This window comes from Stutzerimonas tianxiuensis, from assembly GCF_053470365.1.
Window position 1 is genome coordinate 155,730 of record NZ_JBPVWS010000011.1, and the last position, 20,537, is coordinate 176,266.

The window sequence follows — 20,537 nt, forward strand, 5'->3', positions numbered from 1 at the left end:
AAGAAGGAAACGGCCATGCATATCGGATTTCTAGGGCTCGGCAACATGGGTGGGCCCATGGCGCGCAACCTGCTCAAAGCCGGCCATCAAGTCACTGTGTTCGACCTCTCAGCGGCTGCGGTTTCGGGCCTTGTCGAAGCCGGCGCCAAAGAGGCGACCTCTCCGGCTGCCGTCGCGGGTGCAGGGGTTGAAGCCGTCATCACCATGCTGCCGGCTGCCGCGCATGTGAAGCAGGTCTACCTCGGTGAAGACGGGCTTCTGGCCAACGTCCAATCCGGCGTTCTACTGATCGACTCCTCCACCATCGACCCAATGTCCGCACGGGAAGTCGCCGCCGCCGCAGCAAACAACGGCAACCCCATGCTCGACGCCCCGGTATCCGGTGGCACTGTCGGCGCCGCAGCCGGCACCCTGACCTTTATGGTCGGCGGCAGCGAGGCGGACTTCCACAAGGCACAACCGATCCTCGCCACCATGGGCAAGAACATTGTCCATTGCGGCGACACAGGAAACGGTCAGGTGGCCAAGGTTGCCAACAACATGCTGCTCGGCATCTCGATGATTGGCGTGGCCGAAGCCATGTCGCTGGGCGTGGCCCTGGGGATGGACGCAAAAGTGCTGGCCGGAATCATCAACTCGTCGAGCGGGCGTTGCTGGGCATCGGAGATCAACAACCCCTTCCCTGGCGTGCTGGAAAACGGCCCGGCCTCGCGAGGCTACAGCGGCGGGTTCGGCACCGATCTGATGCTCAAAGACCTCGGCCTCGCCAGTGAAGCGGCCAAACAGGTGCGCCAGCCGGTTATCCTCGGTGGTCTCGCGCAGCAGCTTTATCAGGCCTTCAGCATGCAGGGCCACGGTGGGCTGGACTTCTCCGCGATCATCAAACTCTACCGCCAAGAGGACGAGACATGACCCAGGCAGAAGCGCCGGTACTGATCGAGGTACGCAACCGCGTCGGCTATCTCACACTCAATCGCCCCGCCGGGCTGAACGCCGTTACGCTGCCCATGGTGCGGATGCTCCACGAGCAACTGCAAGCCTGGGCGGACGACCCCGATGTGGTCGCCGTGGTGTTGCGCGGCGCTGGCGAGAAAGCCTTCTGCGCCGGCGGCGATATCCGCTCGCTGTACGACAGTTACAAGAGCGGCGACAGCCTGCATCGGGCGTTCTTCGAGGAAGAATATGCGCTGGACCAGTACATCCATGCCTACAGCAAACCCCTGCTGGCGCTGATGAACGGCTTCGTGCTCGGCGGCGGCATGGGCCTGGTTCAGGGAGCCTCGCTGCGAGTGATTTCCGAGCGCACGCGAATGGGCATGCCGGAGGTCGGCATCGGTTACTTCCCGGATGTGGGCGGTAGCTATTTCCTGCCGCGCCTGCCGGACAACCTCGGCCTCTACATGGGCCTGACCGGTAACCACGTCGGCTCGGCCGACGCGCTGTATGCCGGTCTCGCCGATTATTGCGTGCCTTACGAGCGTTTCGCCGAGCTTGAACAGGCACTGGACCGCCAGGACTGGGGCGCTGCGCCGGTGCAGGCACTGACCAACCTGCTGGTGTCCATGGGTTGCACCGAATTGCCGGATGCGCCGTTCAAGGCGCTGTTCCCGGCCATCGAGCAGCATTTCGCCCATGACAGCGTCGCTGCCATTCGCCATTCGCTGGCCACCGAAACGCGCCCCGACTTTTGCGATTGGGCGGCCGAGACGCTCAAGACCATGGACAGCCGCTCGCCGCTGTCGATGAGCGTCACGCTGGAAATGCTCCGTCGCGGTCGCAGTTTGTCGCTGGCCGACTGCTTTGCCATGGAGCTTCACCTGGACCGCCAGTGGTTCGACGAAGGCGACATCATTGAAGGCGTGCGCGCGCTGATCGTCGACAAGGACAAGAACCCTCGCTGGAACCCGCCTACGCTGGACGAAGTGACGCCCGAGCGCGTGGCGGCCTTCTTCGCCGGCGCCTGAGGAGCTGCATATGCAAGACATTGAACTGAGCGAAGAACAACGGATGATCCGCGACATGGCGCGCGACTTCGCCCGCGCTGAAATCGCGCCCAGGGCAGAGGCCTGGGAACAGGCCGGCTGGATCGGTGACGACACTGTGACCCAACTAGGCGAGCTCGGTCTGCTGGGCATGATCGTGCCAGAGCAATGGGGCGGCACCTATATCGACTATGTCGCCTATGCCCTGGCCGTCGAGGAAATCTCCGCCGGCGACGGCGCCATCGGTGCGCTGATGAGCATCCACAGCTCGGTCGGCTGCGGTCCGATTCTGAAATACGGTACGCCGGAGCAGCAGGACGAATGGCTGCCGGATCTGGCGGCGGGCCGGGCCATCGGCTGCTTTGGCCTGACGGAACCCCAGGCCGGTTCCGAGGCGCACAACCTGCGCACCCGCGCCGTGCTGGAAAACGGCGAATGGGTGATCAACGGCGCCAAGCAGTTCGTCAGCAACGGCAAGCGCGCCAAGATTGCGATCGTCTTCGCCGTCACTGATCCGGACCTGGGCAAGAAGGGGCTATCGGCGTTCCTGGTGCCCACCGACAACCCCGGTTTTGTCGTCGACCGCATGGAAAAGAAGATGGGCATCCGTGCTTCGGACACCTGTGGCGTGACCCTGCGTGACTGTCGCATCCCCGAAGCAAACCTGCTCGGCCCACGCGGCAAGGGGCTGGCCATCGCCCTCTCCAATCTCGAAGGCGGCCGCATTGGCATCGGCGCCCAGGCGCTGGGCATTGCCCGCGCGGCATTCGAGGCAGCACTCGGCTATGCCCGCGAACGCATTCAGTTCGACAAGCCGATCATCGAGCACCAGAGCGTGGCGAACATGCTGGCCGACATGCACACGCGCCTGAACGCCGCGCGATTGCTCATCCTGCATGCCGCTCGCCTGCGCAGCGCCAACCTGCCGTGTTTGTCCGAGGCCTCCCAGGCCAAGCTGTTCGCTTCGGAGGTTGCCGAATACGTCTGCTCCAAAGCCATGCAGATCCACGGCGGCTACGGGTATCTCGAGGATTACCCGGTCGAGCGCTACTACCGCGATGCGCGCATCACGCAGATCTACGAAGGCTCCAGCGAAATTCAGCGACTGCTGATTGCGCGGGAGCTGAACAATTACGGGCTATGAACGACAAGCGACGGGTGCCCGCGCAAGGCGTGGGTCCAGCGCGGAGGACAGGACCAACGGGTAAGAGCACGCCGGGCCCTTGGCGGACAATCGGCTAGATTTACAGAGCGAGAACAACTCGCCATGGCAGCAAGCAGTATTCGAATGACAGATGGGGGCAAGCGCGGCCCCCATCCAGAAAACAATAAGAAGGATACGACGATGCTCAAAGGTACGATGCAGCAGACCCCGCTGATGATCAGCGGCATTCTGACCCATGCCGCCCTCGCCCATGGCGACCGGGAAATCGTCTCGCGGCTGGTGGATGAACCTATCTGGCGCTACGACTACGCCGGGCTCGCCACACGCACAGGCCAGGCAGCCACAATGCTGCTAAGCCTGGGCGTGAAAGCTGGCGACATGGTGTCGTCCATGGCCTGGAACACGCATCGTCACTTCGAGCTGTTCTTTGCCGTACCCGGTATCGGCGCGGTGCTGCACACGGCCAACCCGCGGCTGTCGGACGAGCAGATCATCTACACCTTGAACCACGCCGGCAGCGGCGTGCTGCTGTTCGATCGCAGTTTTCTCGCCGTGGTCGAGCGAGTTCGGCCACGGCTTGAACATATCCAAACTTTCATCATGCTGTCCGATGCCGAACGCACCGAGCCTGGGGACGTCGGCGCGCAAAGCTACGAAACGCTGATCGCTCGAGAAGCGCCAATCACGGATTGGCCTCAGTTCGATGAAAACGCCGGCGCCATGCTCTGCTATACGTCCGGCACCACCGGCAATCCGAAAGGCGTGGTCTACAGCCACCGCTCGGTCGTTCTGCACGCCATGGCAGCCGGCCTCACCGGCGCCTTCGGCTTCTCGGCCTTCGATTGCATCATGCCCTGCTCCTCGCTCTACCACGCCACCGCTTGGGGCGTGCCGTTTACCGCCGCGATCAATGGCTGCAAGTTCGTCCTGCCGTGCGACAAGATGGACGGCGCCAGCCTGCAGGAGCTGATCCAGAACGAGGGCGTCACCTTCTCCGGCGGCGTGCCGACAATCTGGACGATGTACCTCAATCACCTGGAGCGCACCGGCGAAGACACCGGCAAGCTCAAGTGCCTAGTCATCGCCGGCTCGGCCGTGCCGCGCGCGCTGGCCGAGAAATTCGAGACGAAATATGGCGTCAGCGTCCGCCAACTCTGGGGCATGACTGAAACCAGCCCGCTCGGTGTCGTCGCCACGCCCACGCCCAAGCTCGCCGCCATGGGCGAAGCGGCCACCAACGAGGCCATCTGGACCCGCCAGGGCCGGCTGCAATTCGGTATCGAGCTGAAGATTGTCGATGAGGCAGGCAACGCACTGCCGCATGACGGCGTCAGTTCCGGCGCCTTGCTGGTGCGCGGCCCCTGGACGGTCGAGCGCTACTTCCGCAGCGAAACCACCGCACTGGACGCTGACGGCTGGTTCGACACCGGCGACATCGCCACCCTCGACCCCAACGGCTACATGCGCATCACTGACCGCAGCAAGGACGTGATCAAGTCCGGCGGCGAGTGGATCAGCTCCATCGACATCGAGAACATCGCCGTGGCCTGCCCCGGCGTGCGCATCGCCGCAGTGGTCGGCGTGACGCACGAAAAATGGGAGGAGCGGCCGATCCTGATCATCGAGCCCCACGATGACACCGAAATCTGCATCGAAACCGTACTCGCCTTTCTCGAGCCACAGATCGTCAAATGGTGGATGCCCGACGCCGTCATCATCGACAGCGTCCCGCTGACCGCGACCGGCAAGATTGACAAGAAAACCCTGCGCGACCGCTATCGCGACCATTTGATCGAGCTGGAGGAAAGCGCAGCGGATGCGGCGAGCCTGTAGCGCGGCAGAACCCTGTGGCGCGCCGTAGGGTGGGCTTCAGCCCACCGTTCTCACCCAGCCAAGCGAGCGTAGCGGGCCGCACCGTTTCACGGATTCACCCCGCCATCTCCGGCGAGCTAACTGGCGACCCGTGGGCTGGAGCTTCGGCCCACCGCTCTCGTCTACTCGAGGGATCTAACGAACCGCGCCGTTTCACTGGCTGACCGTGTCATCTCCGTGCGCATCCGTGAACCCGGCCATCAATGCCACTTAGCACGCCAGGCCGATCACAACCGCCCGCGCCGGAACCACACGGATGACTGCACGTACGGGTGCGATGGCCCCATCACCAAAAGGAACGCGCCTTATGTCGACCGCCACCCCTCGCCAAGGTCCGCTGATCGGTCTGCGAGTACTGGAGTTCGCCAGCATTGGGCCCGGCCCACACTGCGCGATGTTGCTGGCCGACCTTGGCGCCGAGGTGATTCGCATCGAGCGCGAAGGTGGCAATGGCTGGCCCAATCCGGTGGTTGATCGCGGCCGCAAACACCTGACGCTGGACATCCGCACAGACGCCGGGCGGGAGCAATGCCTCACGCTAGCCGAAGGTGCCGACGTGCTGATCGAAGGCCTTCGTCCTGGCGTAATGGAACGGCTTGGCCTAGGCCCGGAACAGGTTCATGCGCGTAATCCACGGCTGGTCTACGGCCGGATGACCGGCTGGGGTCAGACCGGACCCTTGGCCCAAAGCGCCGGCCATGACATCAACTATCTGGCGATCACCGGCGCTCTGGCGGCCATCGGTGGACGCGAAGGCCCGGCGATCCCGCCGCTCAATCTGGTCGGGGATTTCGGCGGCGGCTCGTTGTATCTGGCGTTCGGCATCATGGCCGCGTTGTGGGAACGCGAGCGGTCAGGCCTGGGCCAGGTGGTCGATGCCGCCATCGTCGACGGCGTGTCCTCGATGATGACCTTCTTCGCCGGCCTCTTGCCCAGCGGCGCCATCTCGCTGGAGCGCGACCGCAACCTGCTCGCAGGAGCCGCCCCGCACTACCGCTGCTACACCTGCGCCGACGGCCGCGACATTGCCATCGGGCCGCTGGAGCCGCAGTTCCTGGCTGAACTGATACAGCGGATTGATGCGCCCGACCTATTGCGTCAGAGCTGCAACGACCCAGAGATATGGGCCGAGCAGAGCGAAGCGCTCGCCTGGTTGTTCGCCAGCCGCACCCAAGCCGAGTGGTGCGCCCTACTCGAAGGCAGTGACGCCTGCTTCGCCCCGGTGCTGACCCTGGAAGAAGCCGCGCAACATCCGCATATGCGCGAGCGCGGGGTTTATCACGACATCGATGGCGCCCTGCACGCCGCCCCCGCGCCGCGGTTTTCAAGAACGCCGGGGTCGATTACGGAGCCCATCGAAAATACAAGCGGTTGGGACTGATAGCGCAGTGTGCGAACTCGATCTTGGTCAAACCGGGTGGGCTCATATCAGTCAATTGGCCGTACGACGCTCCGCTTCACCCCCACCCTTGCACGCCGCGCGGACCAAACGATGGTGCTGTGCCGCTAGTGCCGTGCCTTTTCTTCCAAGTCACTCACCAGCCAACGTGCCGCAAAGTCTGCTGCGTCGGTAAAGGGGTTGAGTACCATTGCGACACCGGCGTCATCGAGCGACCGGCCGTGCTGGTCGTCTCTTACCACCCCGGCCACCTGGCCACCGAAGCCTGCGACCCGCAGTGCATGTAGAAATGCCCGGTTCGATTCCCACTGCGGGAAGGTGGTCACGACCCAGTCGGCATGCTGCAGCGGCAGCGCCTCCAGCAGACTGGGATCCTCCCCGTCACCAAAGCGCACATTCAACCCGCTCTGGGCCAGCGCACGCACCGCTTCAGGATCGAAATCAACGCCCATTACGGTGACACCCGCGCCGTCAAGCTGCCGCAGCAAGCGCGCACCATAGCGACCCATTCCAAAAACCAGAACCTGTGGCTGGCCTTCGGGACGCAACGGCCGATCCACTTCGAGTTCGCGGAACGGGCGCTTGCGCTCGAACACGCCAAGCCAGGGCATCAAACGCTCGTAGAGCGGTTGTGAGAACAGAATCATGTAGGTCGACAACATGATAGTGACCAGCCCGACCAGGGTAGTCAGTCCCAGCGCATGGGCATCGACGTGGCCCAGGGTGATGCCCATGGCGACGAACACGATGGAGAACTCGCTGATCTGCGCAACGGTAAGCCCGGCCAGAAACCCTGTGCGCTTGCGATAACCCATGAACCCCATGATCGCCATGACGATCAACGGGTTGCCGATCAGCACGAAGAGCGACAGCACCACGGCGGGCAGCGCCTCACCGCCAAGGGTGGAAAAATCCAGTTTGGCGCCCAGGTCGATGAAGAAGAACAGCAGCATGAAATCACGAATCCCGGTCAACCTCGCGTTCATCGCTTCGCGGTACCCAGTCGAGGCCAGCGAGAAGCCGGCGATGAATGCGCCGGCCTCCTTGCTGAAGCCTGCCCACTCGCCGATCACTGCGAGCCCGCAGCCCCATGCGATGGCGAAGATCAGCAGCAGCTCCTGAGAGCGAGCCATGGCGGCCATCACCCTCGGCAATACATAGCGCATCAACAGAAACATCAGCAGCGCGGCGAGCACCAGGCGCATGATCAGCGAACCTGCGATTTCCAGTGTGCCCGCCTCGCCAGCCCCACGCAGCGCACTCATCGTCATCATTGCCAGCACCACGGCCAGATCCTGGACGATCAGGAAGCCGACCGCGATGCGCCCGTGCAGCGAGTCCAGCTCACGTTTATCCGAAAGCAGTTTGACGATGATGATGGTGCTGGAAAAAGTCAGCGCGACGGCGATGTAGATCGCCTCCACCGGGCTCTTGCCCAATGCCAGCGTCAGGATGAATCCGAAGACGATGGTGAACGCTAACTGGCCGAGCCCAGTGGCCAGCGCCACCGGTCCGATATGACGAATATGCTGCAGGTCGAGTTTGAGCCCGACCACGAAGAGCAACACCGTTACGCCAATTTCCGCCAACAGGTTGATCTGGTCGTGCGCCCTCACCAGGCCGAATACCGCCGGGCCGACCAAAATGCCGATAACGATATAAGCGATCAACACCGGCTGTCGCAGCCGGACGGCAACCGCACCGGCTGCTGCCGAAAACATCAGCAGCACCGCGAATTCGACATAGGGCCCATGGGCCAGAATCGTCTCCATCCTCAGTCCCCCTCGCCAGCGCTCGGCATGCGGTTGCGAGGAAGTCTAGTTAAGACGGCGACGCTACGGGCTGGCTGAGCGTATCCAGTCGTTGCCGGCAAAGCTGGCCTCACTGGAACTGGGGAAGTGCGCGGCGTTGAAACTATTGCTCGAAACGCAGCGCATCGTCTTGGCGGCTCGCATACCAGATGTGAGACACAAGCGTATGTGGGGGACTTACGACAAGCGGACGGTCGGCGAGCGGCTCTGTCGCAAGTCGCGCAGCGAACCCAGGCCGCCCATGTAAGTTGTGACCGGGCCCAGTCTCCTACCCCAAATTACGCGCGATCACCAACCGCTGGATGTCGCTGGTGCCTTCGTAGATCTGGCAGACCCGCACGTCGCGGTAGATGCGCTCGACAGGGAAGTCCTGCAAGTAGCCGTAACCCCCCAGCGTCTGAATCGCCGCCGAGCAGACCTTCTCGGCCATTTCCGAGGCGAAGAGTTTGGCCATCGAGGCCTCGACCAGCGCTGGCTGACCGGCCTCGCGCAGCGCGGCGGCGTGCAGCACCATCTGCCGCGCCACGGCGATCTGGGTCGCCATGTCGGCCAGGCGAAAGGCGACGGCCTGGTGTTCGGTAAGCGCCTTGCCGAATGCCTCTCGGTCCCGTGCGTAATCGCGGGCGGCTTCGAAGGCTGCACGCGCCATGCCCACAGCCTGGGCGGCAATGCCGATGCGCCCGCCTTCCAGATTGGCCAGGGCGATGCGGTAACCCTCACCCTCCTCGCCCAGGCGCTGGGACTCATGCACGCGCATGTCCTCGAAGGCCAGTTGGCAGGTGTCCGAGGCGTGCTGGCCGAGCTTGTCCTCGACGCGTACCACCTGATAGCCGGGCGTGTCGGTGGGCACGATAAAGGCGCTGATACCGCGCTTGCCAGCCTCCGGGTCGGTTACGGCAAAGACGATCACCGTGCCGGCGTGCTGACCCGAGGTGATGAACTGCTTGGCGCCGTTGAGCACGTAGCTGTCGCCGTCACGCCGGGCGCGGGTGCGCAAGCTGCTGGCATCGGAACCGGCATGCGGCTCGGTAAGGGCGAAAGCACCGATCTGCGCACCACTGGCCAGCGGCATGAGGTAGCGCTGCTTCTGTTCATCATTGCCAAAGCGCAGGATCGGCACGCACCCGACCGAGTTGTGCACACTCATGATGGTCGAGCAGGCACCGTCACCCGCCGCGATCTCCTCCAGCGCCAGCGCATAGGCGATGTAGCCGGTCTCGCTGCCGCCCCACTGCTCCGGGCAGAGCATGCCGAAAAAGCCGAGCTCGGCCATCTCGCTGATCGCCTCGGCCGGGTAACGGTGTTCACGGTCCCAGTCGGCGGCAAACGGCTTGAGGCGCTCCTGAGCGAACTGCCGGGCCATATCGCGAATGCTGGTTTGATCTTCATTGAGCAGCATGGCAAGTCCTCAGTCGAGCAGCTCGACGGCCATGGCAGTCGCTTCACCACCGCCAATGCAGATGGCCGCAATGCCCTTGCGCAGGCCGCGGTCGCGCAGTGCAGCGATCAGCGTCACGAGAATACGTGCACCGGACGCTCCGATCGGGTGGCCCAACGCGCAGGCTCCGCCATTGACGTTGACCTTGGCGTGATCGAGCCCAAGCTCGCGCATGGTGACCATGCTGACCACCGCAAACGCCTCGTTGATCTCGAATAGATCGACCTCGTCGAGGCTCCAGCCGGTTCGTTCCAATAGCTTGTGGATGGCCCCGATGGGCGCAGTCGGGAACAGGTTGGGCGCGTCGGCGAATACCGCATGCCCATGAATCACCGCCTGAGGTTTCACCCCGAGTTGTTCGGCGTGGGAACGTCGCGTCAGTACCAACGCGGCGGCACCGTCAGAAATCGAACTGGAATTGGCAGCCGTCACGGTGCCGCCTTCACGGAAGGCCGGCTTGAGCGACGGAATCTTCTCCGGCATCGCCTTAGGTGGCTGCTCGTCTTCGCTAACGGTGCGCTGCGCGCGTCCTTGAGTTACTTCAAGCGGGACGATTTCGCTGGCGAAGCGGCCACTGGAAATGGCATCGCGGGCCCGCTGCAGGGAGGCCAGCGCGTAGGCGTCCTGCTCCTCACGCGTGAACCCGTGATTCTGCGCGCAATCCTCGGCAAAGGTCCCCATCAAGCGGCCTTTGTCATAGGCGTCCTCAAGGCCGTCGAGGAACATGTGGTCGAGCACCTTGCCATGGCCCATGCGATAGCCACCGCGGGCTTTTTCCAGCAAATAAGGCGCATTGGACATGCTCTCCATGCCGCCAGCGATCACCACATCGACCGAGCCAGCGCGTAACGCATCGTGGGCGAGGATCGCCGCCTGCATACCCGAGCCGCACATCTTGTTCAACGTGGTGGACGCGGTCGCCTTGCCCAGCCCCGCACCGAGTGCAGCCTGGCGGGCCGGCGCCTGGCCGAGGCCTGCCGGCAGCACGCAGCCCATCAGCACTTCCTGCACCTGTTCGGCGGCGACACCGCTGCGCTCGACCGCGGCGCGAATTGCAGCTGCGCCCAGCTCCGGCGCGCTGAGGCTTTTCAGATCACCCTGAAAACCGCCCATGGGGGTACGGGCCGAGCCCAATATTACGATTGGATCGTTGTTCATCATCTGTCTCCCGATTATTTCGCGGCCATGCGCAGCGCGCCGTCGAGGCGAATCACCTCGCCGTTGAGCATGTCGTTCTCGACGATATGGCGGACCAGCGCCGCGTATTCACTGGCACGACCCAGACGTGGCGGGAACGGCACACCCGCGGCGAGCGAGTCGCGGACCTCTTGGGTCATGCCAGCCATCATCGGCGTCTCGAAAACGCCCGGCGCGATGGTCATAACGCGGATACCATGGCGCGCCAGTTCACGCGCAGCCGGCAACGTCATGGCGACCACACCGCCCTTGGAAGCTGCATAGGCGGCCTGGCCAATCTGCCCGTCGTAGGCCGCGATAGAGGCTGTATTGATGATCACGCCACGGTTGCCCTGAGCATCGGGCTCGCCGCGGGCGATAACTTCGGCGGCCAGGCGCAGCATGTTGAAGCTGCCTATCAGGTTGAGACCGATGACCTTGCTGAAACTGTCCAGGCCATGTGGGCCCTGACGACCGAGGATCTTTTCGCCGCTGGCGACACCCGCGCAGTTGACCAGCCCGTGCAGGCCGCCGAACCGTTCGACCGCTGCGCTCACCGCTGCCTGCGCGGCCACCTCGTCACACACATTGGTGACTACCGCGTGGGCGTTGGCGCCCAGCATTTCGCTGCGCTCGTTCAGCAGCTCGGCATTGATGTCGGCCAGCACCACCTTTGCCCCGGCGGCGACCAGCGCTTCGGCAGCGGCCGCACCCAGGCCGGATGCGCCACCGGTGATCAGGAAAACCTTGTTTTGAATGTCCACAGCACGACCTCATGGAGATGGATGGGATCGCGGCACATTGGCTGCCGGATCCTGCTGGGTTCATCTTCTTCAGACCTGTGGGTACGAACAATGGTCGATGCACGCAATCGCGATGACCGGTTTGGCCAAGCCAGGCGCTATGGTCGGTGTGGGCTCCGTTATGAAAAGCGCGAAGTAACCGGTTCGTCCGCCCGCAATATCAGGCTGCGGTACTGCCCCGGATTGGTCCCGGACCATTTGCGGAACGCCTTGTAGAACGAGCTGACATCGGCGAAACCCAAGCGCTCGGCGATTTCCGCGTAGGTGATGGAGGCGTCTGCCAGCCAGAGGGTGGCCATTTCCTGGCGCACCTGGTCCTTGATCGCCTGGTAAGTTTGCCCAGCCTCAGCCAGCCGACGGCGCAGGGTCGAGGCTGATACGCACAACGTCTGCGCCAGCGCTTCGCTGGTCGGCCATTCTTCGGCTGGCAATTCACGCAGCTGCGCCTTGATGCGGCTGGCGAGGCTCGTGGTGTCGCGGTATTTGACCAGGATGTTGGAAGGCGCATGCGCCAGGAAGCCGTGCAACTCCTGCTCGCTGCGGCGCACCGGCAGGTCGAGCACCTCGGCAGCGAAAATGATCCGTGTGGTCGGCCGCGCGAAGCGCAGGTTGCGCGAGAACATGACGCGGTAGTCGTCGGTGTAGGCCGGCTCGTCGCAACGCAGCTCGACGGCCAGCAGCGGGATGCGCCGTCCAACCAGCCAACAGGCCAGGCCGTGCAACAGCATCCAGAAAGTGAAGTAGCTGAAGGCTCTGAGCGGCCGGGCACCGGGTGACTCCGACAGTGTGATTTCAGCCAGGCTCTCGCTGCGACACAGCTCGCCGCGAAAGCCTTCGAAGGTCAGCCCGAAGAAATCCAGGGCCACACGAAGTGCGCCATCGAGGGTTTGCTGGGCCATCGCCGCGCGGCATACAAAGGCGAAACTGCCGGCACGCATGCGCCGCGCATCCATACCAAAAAACTCATCGTCGAAGTGCCGCGCCAGGCGCCGCCAGAGCTTACTGAAGTCAGCCACATCGATTCGCGCCTCGGAATCTGCCAGATCGACCGACATCAGCCCGAGTTGATGCAGCAGCTGATCGGCTGGCAACGAAGGCGAAGTGAAGGCTTGCAGCGCCTCGTCCACCAGCCTGACGGAAATGGTGCCCTTGCCGTCGCGGTTCATGCGCGCCCCATCATCACGTCATGGCTATTGGCGGCAACGTCCCTCAGGAAATCCCAACACACGCGCATCCGCGCCAGATCCTTGTTTTCCACCGGCATCAGCATCCAGAAGGTTCGGGTGAATTCGATTTCGCCGACCAGGACTTCCTTGAGCAGCGGCTCCTTGCGCGCCAGGAATGCCGGCAGGATGGCCAGCCCGGCTCCGGCTGCAACGGCTTCTTGCTGGGCAAGGATGCTGGTGCTGCGCAGCGAGTGCTGACGGGGACGAACGATCTCGTCGAGGTAGAACAGCTCTTTGCTGTACAGCAGGTCCTCGATATAGCTGACGAAGACATGACCGCTGAGGTCCTCCCGGCTGCGGATGGGCGGGTGTGACGCCAGGTAGGCTTCCGACGCATAAAGCCGCAACACGTAGTCGGTGAGCTTGGTGATCACATAAGGGCCACGCTCGGGGCGCTCCAGCGTGATGACGATGTCCGCCTCATGCCGCGCCAATCTGACCGAGCGCGGCACCGCCAGCAGATCCACGCCCAGGTGCGGGTAATCGCGGGTCAGGTTGGCCAGTTGGCCTGCCAGCATCACCGTGCCGTAGCCCTCGGTCGCACCAATGCGTACCTGGCCTGAGAGTTTGTCGGCGGTGAGGCTGGGTTGTTCGATGGAGGCAATAGCGCTCTCCATCGCCTCGGCCTGGGCCAGCAGTTCGCGGCCCGCCTCCGATAGCCGGTAGCCTGCTTTGGCACGAATGAACAGTTGCCGGTCCAGGCTTTTCTCCAGCGCCTGCACCCGTCGGGCTACCGTGGTGTGGTCTACAGCCAGGCGCCTGGCGGCGACCGTCAGTTTGCCCGCACGCGCGAGTTCGAGAAAAAAACGCAGGTTGTCCCAATCCACTGCAGACTCCAGATCCATCGAGTTGACGCGTGCCGTCCGCGGCGCGCTGTGCAAAAACACAGAATACCTCTGCATTTCGCACCATGGGTTTACTATTTTTACACTGCTAGGCTCGTCTATCGAACCTCGTATCGCCTCAGCGCGACCGTCCCCTTTCAAGCACAAGGAACCGACATGAGCCAGAAGATCCATCTCGAAATGCGCGACCACACGGCGCTGGTGACCATTGCCAATCCACCTGCCAATACATGGGATCGCGAGTCGCTGGCGGCGCTGGAACGGATGATCGGCCAGCTCAACGACAATCCAGACGTCTACGCGCTGGTCATTACTGGCCAGGGCGACAAATTCTTCTCGGCAGGAGCTGACCTCAAACAGTTTGCCGACGGTGACAAGAACGGCGCGCGAGAAGTCGCGCAACTCTTTGGCCGTGCCTTTGATGCACTGACGCGCTTTCGCGGCGTTTCCATCGCGGCCATCAACGGATACGCCATGGGTGGCGGCCTCGAATGCGCGCTGGCTTGCGACATTCGCATCGCCGAAGAACAAGCTCAGATGGCCTTGCCAGAAGCCAGCGTCGGTCTGCTGCCCTGCGCCGGAGGCACGCAGAACCTGCCTTGGCTGGTGGGCGAAGGCTGGGCCAAGCGCATGATTCTCTGCGGCGAGCGCATCGATGCTCAGCGCGCCGAGAAGATTGGTTTGGTCGAAGAAGTGGTCCCGCGTGGGCAATCCCTGGACGCAGCCCTGAAGCTTGCCGAAGGTGCCAGCAAGCAGAGCCCTTCCTCGGTCAGCCGTTGCAAACGCCTGGTGATGAACGCGCGCAACGACGATCACAGCTCAGGTTGGGCGGAGGAACGCGAGCTGTTCGCCGAGCTGTTCGATACAAAGGATCAGAAGGAAGGTGTCAACGCGTTCCTGGAGAAGCGCAAGCCTAACTGGCAGAACGCTTGAGGCGCGTCTGATCATCATGCGTAAAGGCTGACAAGACAGGCTCAAGGAAGAGCCTGAACGAGGCGCCGATGTTGGATCTCATATGTTGGCACTGCGTCAGGTCGATGCCATCCGGGCCCAGCGAAGGCATGGCCGGCCACACCGTTTCGGCTCTCCTCTCCCGCCGCATGTATGGCCAACCAGCGGCGGCACGTCAGGGCCCGTAAACAGCAGCCCGCTATTTGAAGTTGCGCTTGATCAAGCGCTCCATCCACCCGACGATTCCCGAGCGGAACAGCAGCACGCAGAGCACGAAGATCACCCCGAGAATCACGTGCACCCATTCACCCAGCGGTCCGTTGGACAGCGAGCTCTGCAGCGTGACCACCACCGTCGCGCCCACCACCGGGCCGAGAATGGTGCCGACGCCGCCCAGCAGGGTCATCAGGATCACCTCTCCGGACATGTGCCAGTGGGCATCGGTCAGCGACGCAAGCTGGAACACCACTGTCTTGGTCGAGCCAGCCAGGCCGGTCAATCCCGCGGAGATGACGAAGGCCAGCAACTTGTGCGCGTCGACGTTGTAGCCCAGCGAGATCGCCCGCGGCTCGTTTTCTCGAATCGCCTTGAGCACCTGACCGTAGGGCGAATGGATGGTGCGTTGGATGATCACGAAGCCAAGCACGAACACCGCCAGCACGAAGTAGTACAGGGACATGTTGTTCTGCATGTCGAACAGACCGAACAGATGCCCGCGCGGTACGCCCTGCATGCCGTTTTCGCCACCGGTAAACGGCGCCTGGACGAAGACAAAGAACACCATCTGCGCCAACGCCAAGGTGATCATCGCGAAGTAGATGCCTTGCCTGCGAATCGCCAGCAAGCCGAAGACGAAGCCCAGCACGGTGGACGCCAGTGTCCCGGCGACTATCCCCAGTTCGGTACTCAAACCCGTATAGGTACTCAGCATATAGCCTGTGATATAGCCGCCGCAGGCGAAGAATGCAGCGTGGCCGAAGGACAGCAGCCCGGCGTATCCCAACAGCAGATTGAATGCACAGGCGAACAGGGCGAAGCACAACAGCTTCATCAGGAACACCGGGTACACCATTAGCGGCGCCACCATCGCTATGCCCAGCAGCGCCAGATAAAACAGGTGCTGGCGCCGTCGCGCAGCACGGCGGCGCTCGCGCTCGGCATTGGCGCGCACTTGTAGCGCCGAGGCCTGCATGGGAGACGCTTGAATGTTTTCTTGAGTCGACATGTTCATGCCTCCTTTCCGAACAGACCGGCTGGCCGCAGCAGCAGTACCAGCACCATGATCACGAAGATCACCGTGTTGGCCGCCTCCGGATAGAACACTTTGGTGAGCCCTTCGATGAGGCCCATCGCGAGTCCCGTGACAATCGCGCCCATGATCGAACCCATCCCGCCGATCACCACGACGGCGAACACCACGATCAGCAGATTCGAGCCCATCCCAGGCGTGACGGCGTAGATAGGCGCGGCGAGCACACCAGCGAACGCGGCCAGCGCGACGCCATAGCCGTAAGTCAGGGTGACCAGCAGCGGAACGTTGATACCGAAGGCCTGCATCAGTTTCGGATTCTCCGTACCGGCGCGCAGGTACGAGCCCAGCCGGGTGCGTTCGATCATGTACCAGGTCGCGAAGCACACCGTCAGGGCCGCAACGATCACCCAGCCGCGGTAGGTCGGCAGGAACATGAAGCCCAGGTTATGCCCGCCCTTCAGCAGGTCGGGCATCGGATACGGCGATCCGGACACGCCGAACAACTTGACGAAACTACCCTCGACGATCAGCGCCAGGCCGAAGGTCAGCAGCAGACCGTACAGATGGTCTTCCCCGGCGATACGGCGCAGCAGACCCCGTTCGATACCCATGCCCAGCAGGCCGATCAGCAACGGCGACAGCAGCAAAGCCATCCAGTAGTTGATGCCCAGGTAATTCAACCCGATGAAGGCGGCAAAGGCACCGAGCATATATTGCGCGCCGTGGGCGAAGTTGATGATGCGCAGCAAGCCAAAGATGATGGCCAGGCCGAGGCTCAACAGCGCATAGAACGACCCATTGATGAGGCCGAGCAGAAGCTGCCCGAACAGTACGCTCAGGGGAACGCCGAAAATGAGAGTCATGATTCACTACCCAAAGGGATTCCGGAAAACCCGGCCAGCGCAGCATGGCTGCTGACCGGGTAGCGGTACGCCAGTCTGGTCAGCCCTTCGGAGCCATCTGCTGGCACTGGCTCTCACCGATGGGACGGAAGGCCTCATCGCCCGGAATGGTGCTGACCACCTCATAGAGGTCCCACTCGCCCTTGGATTCGGCTGGGGTCTTCACCTTCACCAGATACATGTCGTGCACCATGCGGCCGTCTTCACGGATCTTCCCGTTCTTGGCAAACATGTCGTTGACCGGTGTCTTGGCCATCTGCGCGCGAACGACCTGGGCGTCGTCGCTGCCCGTTTCCTTCACGGCGTTGAGGTAATGCATGGTCGCCGAGTAGATACCGGCGGGGACCATGCCGGGCATGCGGCCAACGCGCTCTTCGTAACGCTTGGCCCAGGCGCGGGTTTCTTCGTTCATGTCCCAGTACCAGCCGGTGGTCAGCATCAGTCCCTGGGTGACGTCCAGGCCCATCGCATGGATATCGTTGAGGAAGACGACCATGCCGGCAAGTTTCTGTCCGGATTGGGTCACGCCGAATTCGCTGGCGGTCTTCAACGAGTTCACTGTGTCTGCACCGGCGTTGGCCAGCGCGACCACATCGGCGCCCGAACCCTGAGCCTGGAGGATGTAGGACGAGAAGTCGCTGCTTGGGAATGGATGGCGTACCGTGCCGACCACGCTGCCACCTTCGGCTTCGACGACCTTCTTGATGTCGTTTTCCATGGCGTGACCAAACGCGTAGTCAGCGGTGAGGATGAACCAGCTCTTGCCGCCATCCTTGAGCACGGCATTGGCGGTGCCGTTTGCCAGCGCGAAGGTGTCGTAGGTCCAGTGGATATGGCTTGGCGCGCAGTACTCGTTAGTGATGCTCGAAGCGGCAGCGCCGGAAATGAGCGCGAGCTTACCGCCCTGCTCTACCACCTTGGCGGCTGCCAGCACCACGGAGCTGGCGACCATGCCGGTTACCATGTCGACGTTACGCTCGTCGATCCACTGGCGAACCGTATTGGCACCCACGTCGGGCTTGTTCAGATCGTCGGCGTTGAAGGTGACAATCTTCTTGCCGTTGACCGTGCCACCGAAATCCTCGATGGCCATTTGCAGTGCCTCCAGTCCACCAGGGCCGGACAGATCACGGTAAGTTCCTGACATATCGGCGAGATAACCGATGCGGACTTCATTGTTGCTGATTTCGGCCTGGGCGGCACCGGCGATCATGCTGGATACAAGGATGGCGGCTGCGGTTTTCTTGAGCATTTTCATATTCACCCACTGTGATTGTTTTTGTTGTGGCTATTGATCACCGGCATCTACTGCGGACCGGCTGGCTTGCAGGCGTTGTGAAGACGTAACGAACGACGGGAAGGCAAGGCAAAAACAGGGGAGGATGCGGAGTTACGAGCTGTAATTGAGCATTCCAATCCTGTCTAACGCTGCATTACCGAGCGCAGTAGTTTTCACAATGACTGCTTGGCGAGGGTGGTCACACCCCCAGACAACTATTCAAAAACTCCTTTTTCGAATCCAGGTCTGCGGCGCTGATCTCTTCGATAATCTGCCCGTGCTCCATTACGTAATGACGGTCGGCCAGTGGTGCGGCGAAGCGGAAATTCTGCTCCACCAGCACGATGGTCAGGCCACGTTTCTTGAGCTTGATCAGGACCTCCGCGAGCTTTTGCACGATCACCGGAGCCAGACCTTCGGTGATTTCGTCGAGTAGAAGCAGATTGGCACCGGTGCGCAGGATGCGCGCCATCGCCAGCATCTGTTGCTCGCCGCCGGACAACCGCGTGCCTTGGCTGAAGCGACGCTCGTAGAGGTTGGGGAACATTTCGTAAAGCTCATCCAGCCCCATTCCGCCGCTGCGCACGGTCGGCGGTAACAACAGGTTTTCCTCGACGTTGAGACTGGAGAAAATGCCGCGCTCTTCAGGACAGTAGCCGACGCCGAGCCTTGGGATCTGGTGGGCAGGTATGCCGATGGTTTCGTTGCCATTAACGATGATGGAGCCGGTGCGCCGGCCGACCATGTTCATGATGGCGCGCAACGTGGTGCTGCGGCCTGAGCCGTTGCGACCCAGCAGGGTAACGAGTTCGCCTCGCCCCACCACCAGGTCGACCCCATGCAGAATGTGGGATTCGCCGTAGAACGCATGCAGGTCATCGACTCGCAGCTGGTCGCGATCAGCTTTGGGCGTCATGCGTGAGCCTCCTCTGCGTTGGCTTCGCTACCCATGTAGGCCTCGCGCACCTCAGGATTTGCCGAGACGGTGTCGTAATCGCCCTCGGCCAGGACCGAACCGCGCGCCAGTACGGTGATGCGGTCACACAGGCGGCTGACAACGCTGAGATTGTGCTCGACCATCAGCACCGTACGGTTATCGGCAGCGCGTCGTACCAGCGCCACGACCATGTCAACGTCTTCACCGCCCATGCCTTGAGTCGGCTCGTCGAGAAGCAACACGACCGGGTCCAGCGCGAGCGTAGTGGCCAGCTCGAGCGCGCGTTTGCGTCCGTAAGGCAGCTCGATGGCCAGCGTCTGGGCATAGCTTTCCAGATCGACCTCGGCAAGCAGCTGCAGCGCGCGCTCGTCGAGCTCGCGCAGAGTGCCTTCGGATTTCCAGAAGTGAAACGAATTGCCCATTTTCTGCTGCAATGCCACGCGCACGTTTTCCAGCACGCTCATGTGGCCGAACACCGCAGAAATCTGGAACGAGCGCACCAGGCCGAGACGTGCGATCTGATTCGCCTTCATCGAGGTGATGGCCTTGCCGCGGTAGAGGATCTCGCCCCGTGTAGGCGTCAGAAACTTGGTGAGGAGATTGAACACTGTGGTCTTGCCAGCCCCGTTGGGGCCGATCAGTGCATGGATGTGTCCCTTCTGTACACGCAGATCAACGGAATCCACTGCGGTGAAGCCGCGAAATTCCTTGGTCAGACCGCGCGTTTCCAGCACGAATTCCGGTGCCATGGGATGCCCTCTAACCCTGATTATTGTTGTTGGTTATGGCGCAGATCACTGGGTGACCTTTACGTAAACGATAACAACCGTTTACGCGTTGAAGCAAGCATCCTTTTCAAACGCTCGATTGAGCGTACTACTGGTCATGTCGGGCTATACAGCAGCAGCTGTACACGTGAAATGCCCTGAAAAAACCGGGCCGCAAGGGCCCGGCAAAAGATCAACGAGGAGTCATTGCCGTGTTGCTTTCTGGTCTTACCAGAGCGCTAGGGTGTAGCTGAGAATCACGCGGGTTTCGTTGATGTCGCTGCCGAAGTTGCTACGCACGGTGGCGTTGCGCACCTTCATGCCGAGGTTCTTCAGCGGCCCGCTCTGGACTACATAGGCGATGTCGGTGTCGCGCTCCCACTCTTCACCTTCTGCACCGCCTGCCAGGTTGACGTTGTCACCGGACACGTAGCGGGTCATCAGGCTCAGCCCGGGGATGCCTGCCGCAGCGAAGTCATAGTCGTAGCGGACCTGCCAGGATTTCTCGTCTTCGTTACCGAAGTCGTTGATCTGCAACAGGTTGATCAGCATGTTGTCGCCACCGCTGATATACGCAAAGCCGGTGTCGCCACTCAACGTCTGGTAACCGCCTGTAAACGCGTGTCCGCCGAGCTTGTAGGTGAACAGCGCACCAAAGGCGTTGTTGTCGACGTTGCTGCCGCCGTCATCGGTGGAGCGCACGTAGCGCAGGTCGGTCTTGAAGCTCTGGTT

At 62.3% G+C, this 20,537-nt stretch carries 18 protein-coding genes; 6 read left to right on the forward strand and 12 right to left on the reverse strand.

Translation table 11 applies throughout. The annotated features are described in order from the left end of the window. Window positions 1–15 precede the first annotated feature (15 nt). The 5 genes from mmsB to ACSSNI_RS15335 all read left to right on the forward strand — a co-directional run bounded on the left by mmsB (window position 16) and on the right by ACSSNI_RS15335 (window position 6,400). Window positions 16–912 carry a 3-hydroxyisobutyrate dehydrogenase gene (gene mmsB, locus ACSSNI_RS15315; RefSeq protein WP_200639598.1) on the forward strand — a complete coding sequence of 299 codons (897 nt, stop codon included), beginning with the start codon at window positions 16–18 and terminating at the stop codon, window positions 910–912. Beyond that, window positions 909–1,964, forward strand: a complete 1,056-nt coding sequence (locus tag ACSSNI_RS15320; protein ID WP_200639597.1) for an enoyl-CoA hydratase/isomerase family protein — start codon at window positions 909–911, stop codon at window positions 1,962–1,964. Before mmsB ends, ACSSNI_RS15320 begins: the two co-directional genes overlap by 4 nt. Window positions 1,965–1,974: 10 nt before the next feature. Continuing rightward, on the forward strand, window positions 1,975–3,126 hold the full coding sequence (locus ACSSNI_RS15325) for an acyl-CoA dehydrogenase family protein (RefSeq protein ID WP_200639596.1): 1,152 nt from the start codon (window positions 1,975–1,977) through the stop codon (window positions 3,124–3,126). A gap of 201 nt (window positions 3,127–3,327) precedes the next feature. Next, window positions 3,328–4,980, forward strand: coding sequence for a long-chain fatty acid--CoA ligase (locus ACSSNI_RS15330; RefSeq protein WP_234484571.1), 1,653 nt, complete (start codon window positions 3,328–3,330; stop codon window positions 4,978–4,980). Between the two features lie 346 nt (window positions 4,981–5,326). Further along, a complete protein-coding gene (locus tag ACSSNI_RS15335) occupies window positions 5,327–6,400 on the forward strand; it encodes a CaiB/BaiF CoA transferase family protein (protein ID WP_200639595.1) in 1,074 nt (357 codons plus the stop codon). 125 nt (window positions 6,401–6,525) lie between these two features. Here ACSSNI_RS15335 and ACSSNI_RS15340 read toward each other — a convergent pair whose 3' ends face one another. From ACSSNI_RS15340 to ACSSNI_RS15365, 6 genes are all read right to left on the reverse strand, one after another. Next, complete coding sequence (locus tag ACSSNI_RS15340) at window positions 6,526–8,190, reverse strand: cation:proton antiporter (protein WP_200639594.1); 1,665 nt, start codon at window positions 8,188–8,190, stop codon at window positions 6,526–6,528. Between the two features lie 307 nt (window positions 8,191–8,497). Beyond that, window positions 8,498–9,628, reverse strand: coding sequence for an acyl-CoA dehydrogenase (locus ACSSNI_RS15345; RefSeq protein ID WP_200639593.1), 1,131 nt, complete (start codon window positions 9,626–9,628; stop codon window positions 8,498–8,500). Window positions 9,629–9,637: 9 nt separating this feature from the next. Then, window positions 9,638–10,825, reverse strand: a complete 1,188-nt coding sequence (locus ACSSNI_RS15350; RefSeq protein WP_200639592.1) for an acetyl-CoA C-acyltransferase — start codon at window positions 10,823–10,825, stop codon at window positions 9,638–9,640. Window positions 10,826–10,839: 14 nt separating this feature from the next. Further along, window positions 10,840–11,607: an SDR family NAD(P)-dependent oxidoreductase gene (locus ACSSNI_RS15355; RefSeq protein WP_200639591.1), complete on the reverse strand. Its 768-nt coding sequence runs from the start codon at window positions 11,605–11,607 to the stop codon at window positions 10,840–10,842. Between the two features lie 158 nt (window positions 11,608–11,765). Further along, entirely contained in the window at window positions 11,766–12,812 is a 1,047-nt protein-coding gene (locus ACSSNI_RS15360; RefSeq protein ID WP_200639590.1) for an AraC family transcriptional regulator, read from the reverse strand. Beyond that, window positions 12,809–13,699 carry a LysR family transcriptional regulator gene (locus ACSSNI_RS15365; protein WP_148924429.1) on the reverse strand — a complete coding sequence of 297 codons (891 nt, stop codon included), beginning with the start codon at window positions 13,697–13,699 and terminating at the stop codon, window positions 12,809–12,811. Before ACSSNI_RS15365 ends, ACSSNI_RS15360 begins: the two co-directional genes overlap by 4 nt. 174 nt (window positions 13,700–13,873) lie before the next feature. Here ACSSNI_RS15365 and ACSSNI_RS15370 point away from each other — a divergent pair, with 174 nt between their 5' ends. Beyond that, a complete protein-coding gene (locus ACSSNI_RS15370) occupies window positions 13,874–14,650 on the forward strand; it encodes an enoyl-CoA hydratase (protein ID WP_200639589.1) in 777 nt (258 codons plus the stop codon). A gap of 217 nt (window positions 14,651–14,867) precedes the next feature. On the opposite strand, the gene ACSSNI_RS15375 is transcribed toward ACSSNI_RS15370, so the two are convergent. The 6 genes from ACSSNI_RS15375 to ACSSNI_RS15400 all read right to left on the reverse strand — a co-directional run. Continuing rightward, the gene (locus ACSSNI_RS15375) at window positions 14,868–15,893 is read right to left on the reverse strand and encodes a branched-chain amino acid ABC transporter permease (protein WP_200639588.1); all 1,026 of its coding nucleotides are present in this window, start codon (window positions 15,891–15,893) and stop codon (window positions 14,868–14,870) included. 2 nt (window positions 15,894–15,895) lie between these two features. Continuing rightward, window positions 15,896–16,783 (reverse strand): branched-chain amino acid ABC transporter permease, encoded by an 888-nt coding sequence (locus tag ACSSNI_RS15380; RefSeq protein ID WP_102835095.1) that lies wholly within the window; start codon window positions 16,781–16,783, stop codon window positions 15,896–15,898. 79 nt (window positions 16,784–16,862) lie between these two features. After that, complete coding sequence (locus tag ACSSNI_RS15385; RefSeq protein WP_200639587.1) at window positions 16,863–18,080, reverse strand: ABC transporter substrate-binding protein; 1,218 nt, start codon at window positions 18,078–18,080, stop codon at window positions 16,863–16,865. 220 nt (window positions 18,081–18,300) lie between these two features. After that, window positions 18,301–19,017 carry an ABC transporter ATP-binding protein gene (locus ACSSNI_RS15390; RefSeq protein ID WP_148924396.1) on the reverse strand — a complete coding sequence of 239 codons (717 nt, stop codon included), beginning with the start codon at window positions 19,015–19,017 and terminating at the stop codon, window positions 18,301–18,303. After that, window positions 19,014–19,787 (reverse strand): ABC transporter ATP-binding protein, encoded by a 774-nt coding sequence (locus tag ACSSNI_RS15395; RefSeq protein WP_200639586.1) that lies wholly within the window; start codon window positions 19,785–19,787, stop codon window positions 19,014–19,016. Before ACSSNI_RS15395 ends, ACSSNI_RS15390 begins: the two co-directional genes overlap by 4 nt. Before the next feature lie 246 nt (window positions 19,788–20,033). Continuing rightward, window positions 20,034–20,537, reverse strand: a 504-nt coding sequence (locus ACSSNI_RS15400; protein WP_448259598.1) for an OprD family outer membrane porin, incomplete at its 5' end; no start/stop codon positions are given.

Excerpts from the sequence above, each read along its gene's own strand:
- mmsB (WP_200639598.1), top strand. The coding sequence starts at position 16 with ATGCATATCGGATTTCTAGGGCTCGGCAACATGGGTGGGCCCATGGCG.
- ACSSNI_RS15320 (WP_200639597.1), top strand. The coding sequence starts at position 909 with ATGACCCAGGCAGAAGCGCCGGTACTGATCGAGGTACGCAACCGCGTC.
- ACSSNI_RS15325 (WP_200639596.1), top strand. The coding sequence starts at position 1,975 with ATGCAAGACATTGAACTGAGCGAAGAACAACGGATGATCCGCGACATG.
- ACSSNI_RS15330 (WP_234484571.1), top strand. The coding sequence starts at position 3,328 with ATGCTCAAAGGTACGATGCAGCAGACCCCGCTGATGATCAGCGGCATT.
- ACSSNI_RS15335 (WP_200639595.1), top strand. The coding sequence starts at position 5,327 with ATGTCGACCGCCACCCCTCGCCAAGGTCCGCTGATCGGTCTGCGAGTA.
- ACSSNI_RS15340 (WP_200639594.1), bottom strand. The coding sequence starts at position 8,190 with ATGGAGACGATTCTGGCCCATGGGCCCTATGTCGAATTCGCGGTGCTG.
- ACSSNI_RS15345 (WP_200639593.1), bottom strand. The coding sequence starts at position 9,628 with ATGCTGCTCAATGAAGATCAAACCAGCATTCGCGATATGGCCCGGCAG.
- ACSSNI_RS15350 (WP_200639592.1), bottom strand. The coding sequence starts at position 10,825 with ATGAACAACGATCCAATCGTAATATTGGGCTCGGCCCGTACCCCCATG.
- ACSSNI_RS15360 (WP_200639590.1), bottom strand. The coding sequence starts at position 12,812 with ATGAACCGCGACGGCAAGGGCACCATTTCCGTCAGGCTGGTGGACGAG.
- ACSSNI_RS15370 (WP_200639589.1), top strand. The coding sequence starts at position 13,874 with ATGAGCCAGAAGATCCATCTCGAAATGCGCGACCACACGGCGCTGGTG.
- ACSSNI_RS15375 (WP_200639588.1), bottom strand. The coding sequence starts at position 15,893 with ATGTCGACTCAAGAAAACATTCAAGCGTCTCCCATGCAGGCCTCGGCG.
- ACSSNI_RS15380 (WP_102835095.1), bottom strand. The coding sequence starts at position 16,783 with ATGACTCTCATTTTCGGCGTTCCCCTGAGCGTACTGTTCGGGCAGCTT.
- ACSSNI_RS15385 (WP_200639587.1), bottom strand. The coding sequence starts at position 18,080 with ATGAAAATGCTCAAGAAAACCGCAGCCGCCATCCTTGTATCCAGCATG.
- ACSSNI_RS15390 (WP_148924396.1), bottom strand. The coding sequence starts at position 19,017 with ATGACGCCCAAAGCTGATCGCGACCAGCTGCGAGTCGATGACCTGCAT.
- ACSSNI_RS15395 (WP_200639586.1), bottom strand. The coding sequence starts at position 19,787 with ATGGCACCGGAATTCGTGCTGGAAACGCGCGGTCTGACCAAGGAATTT.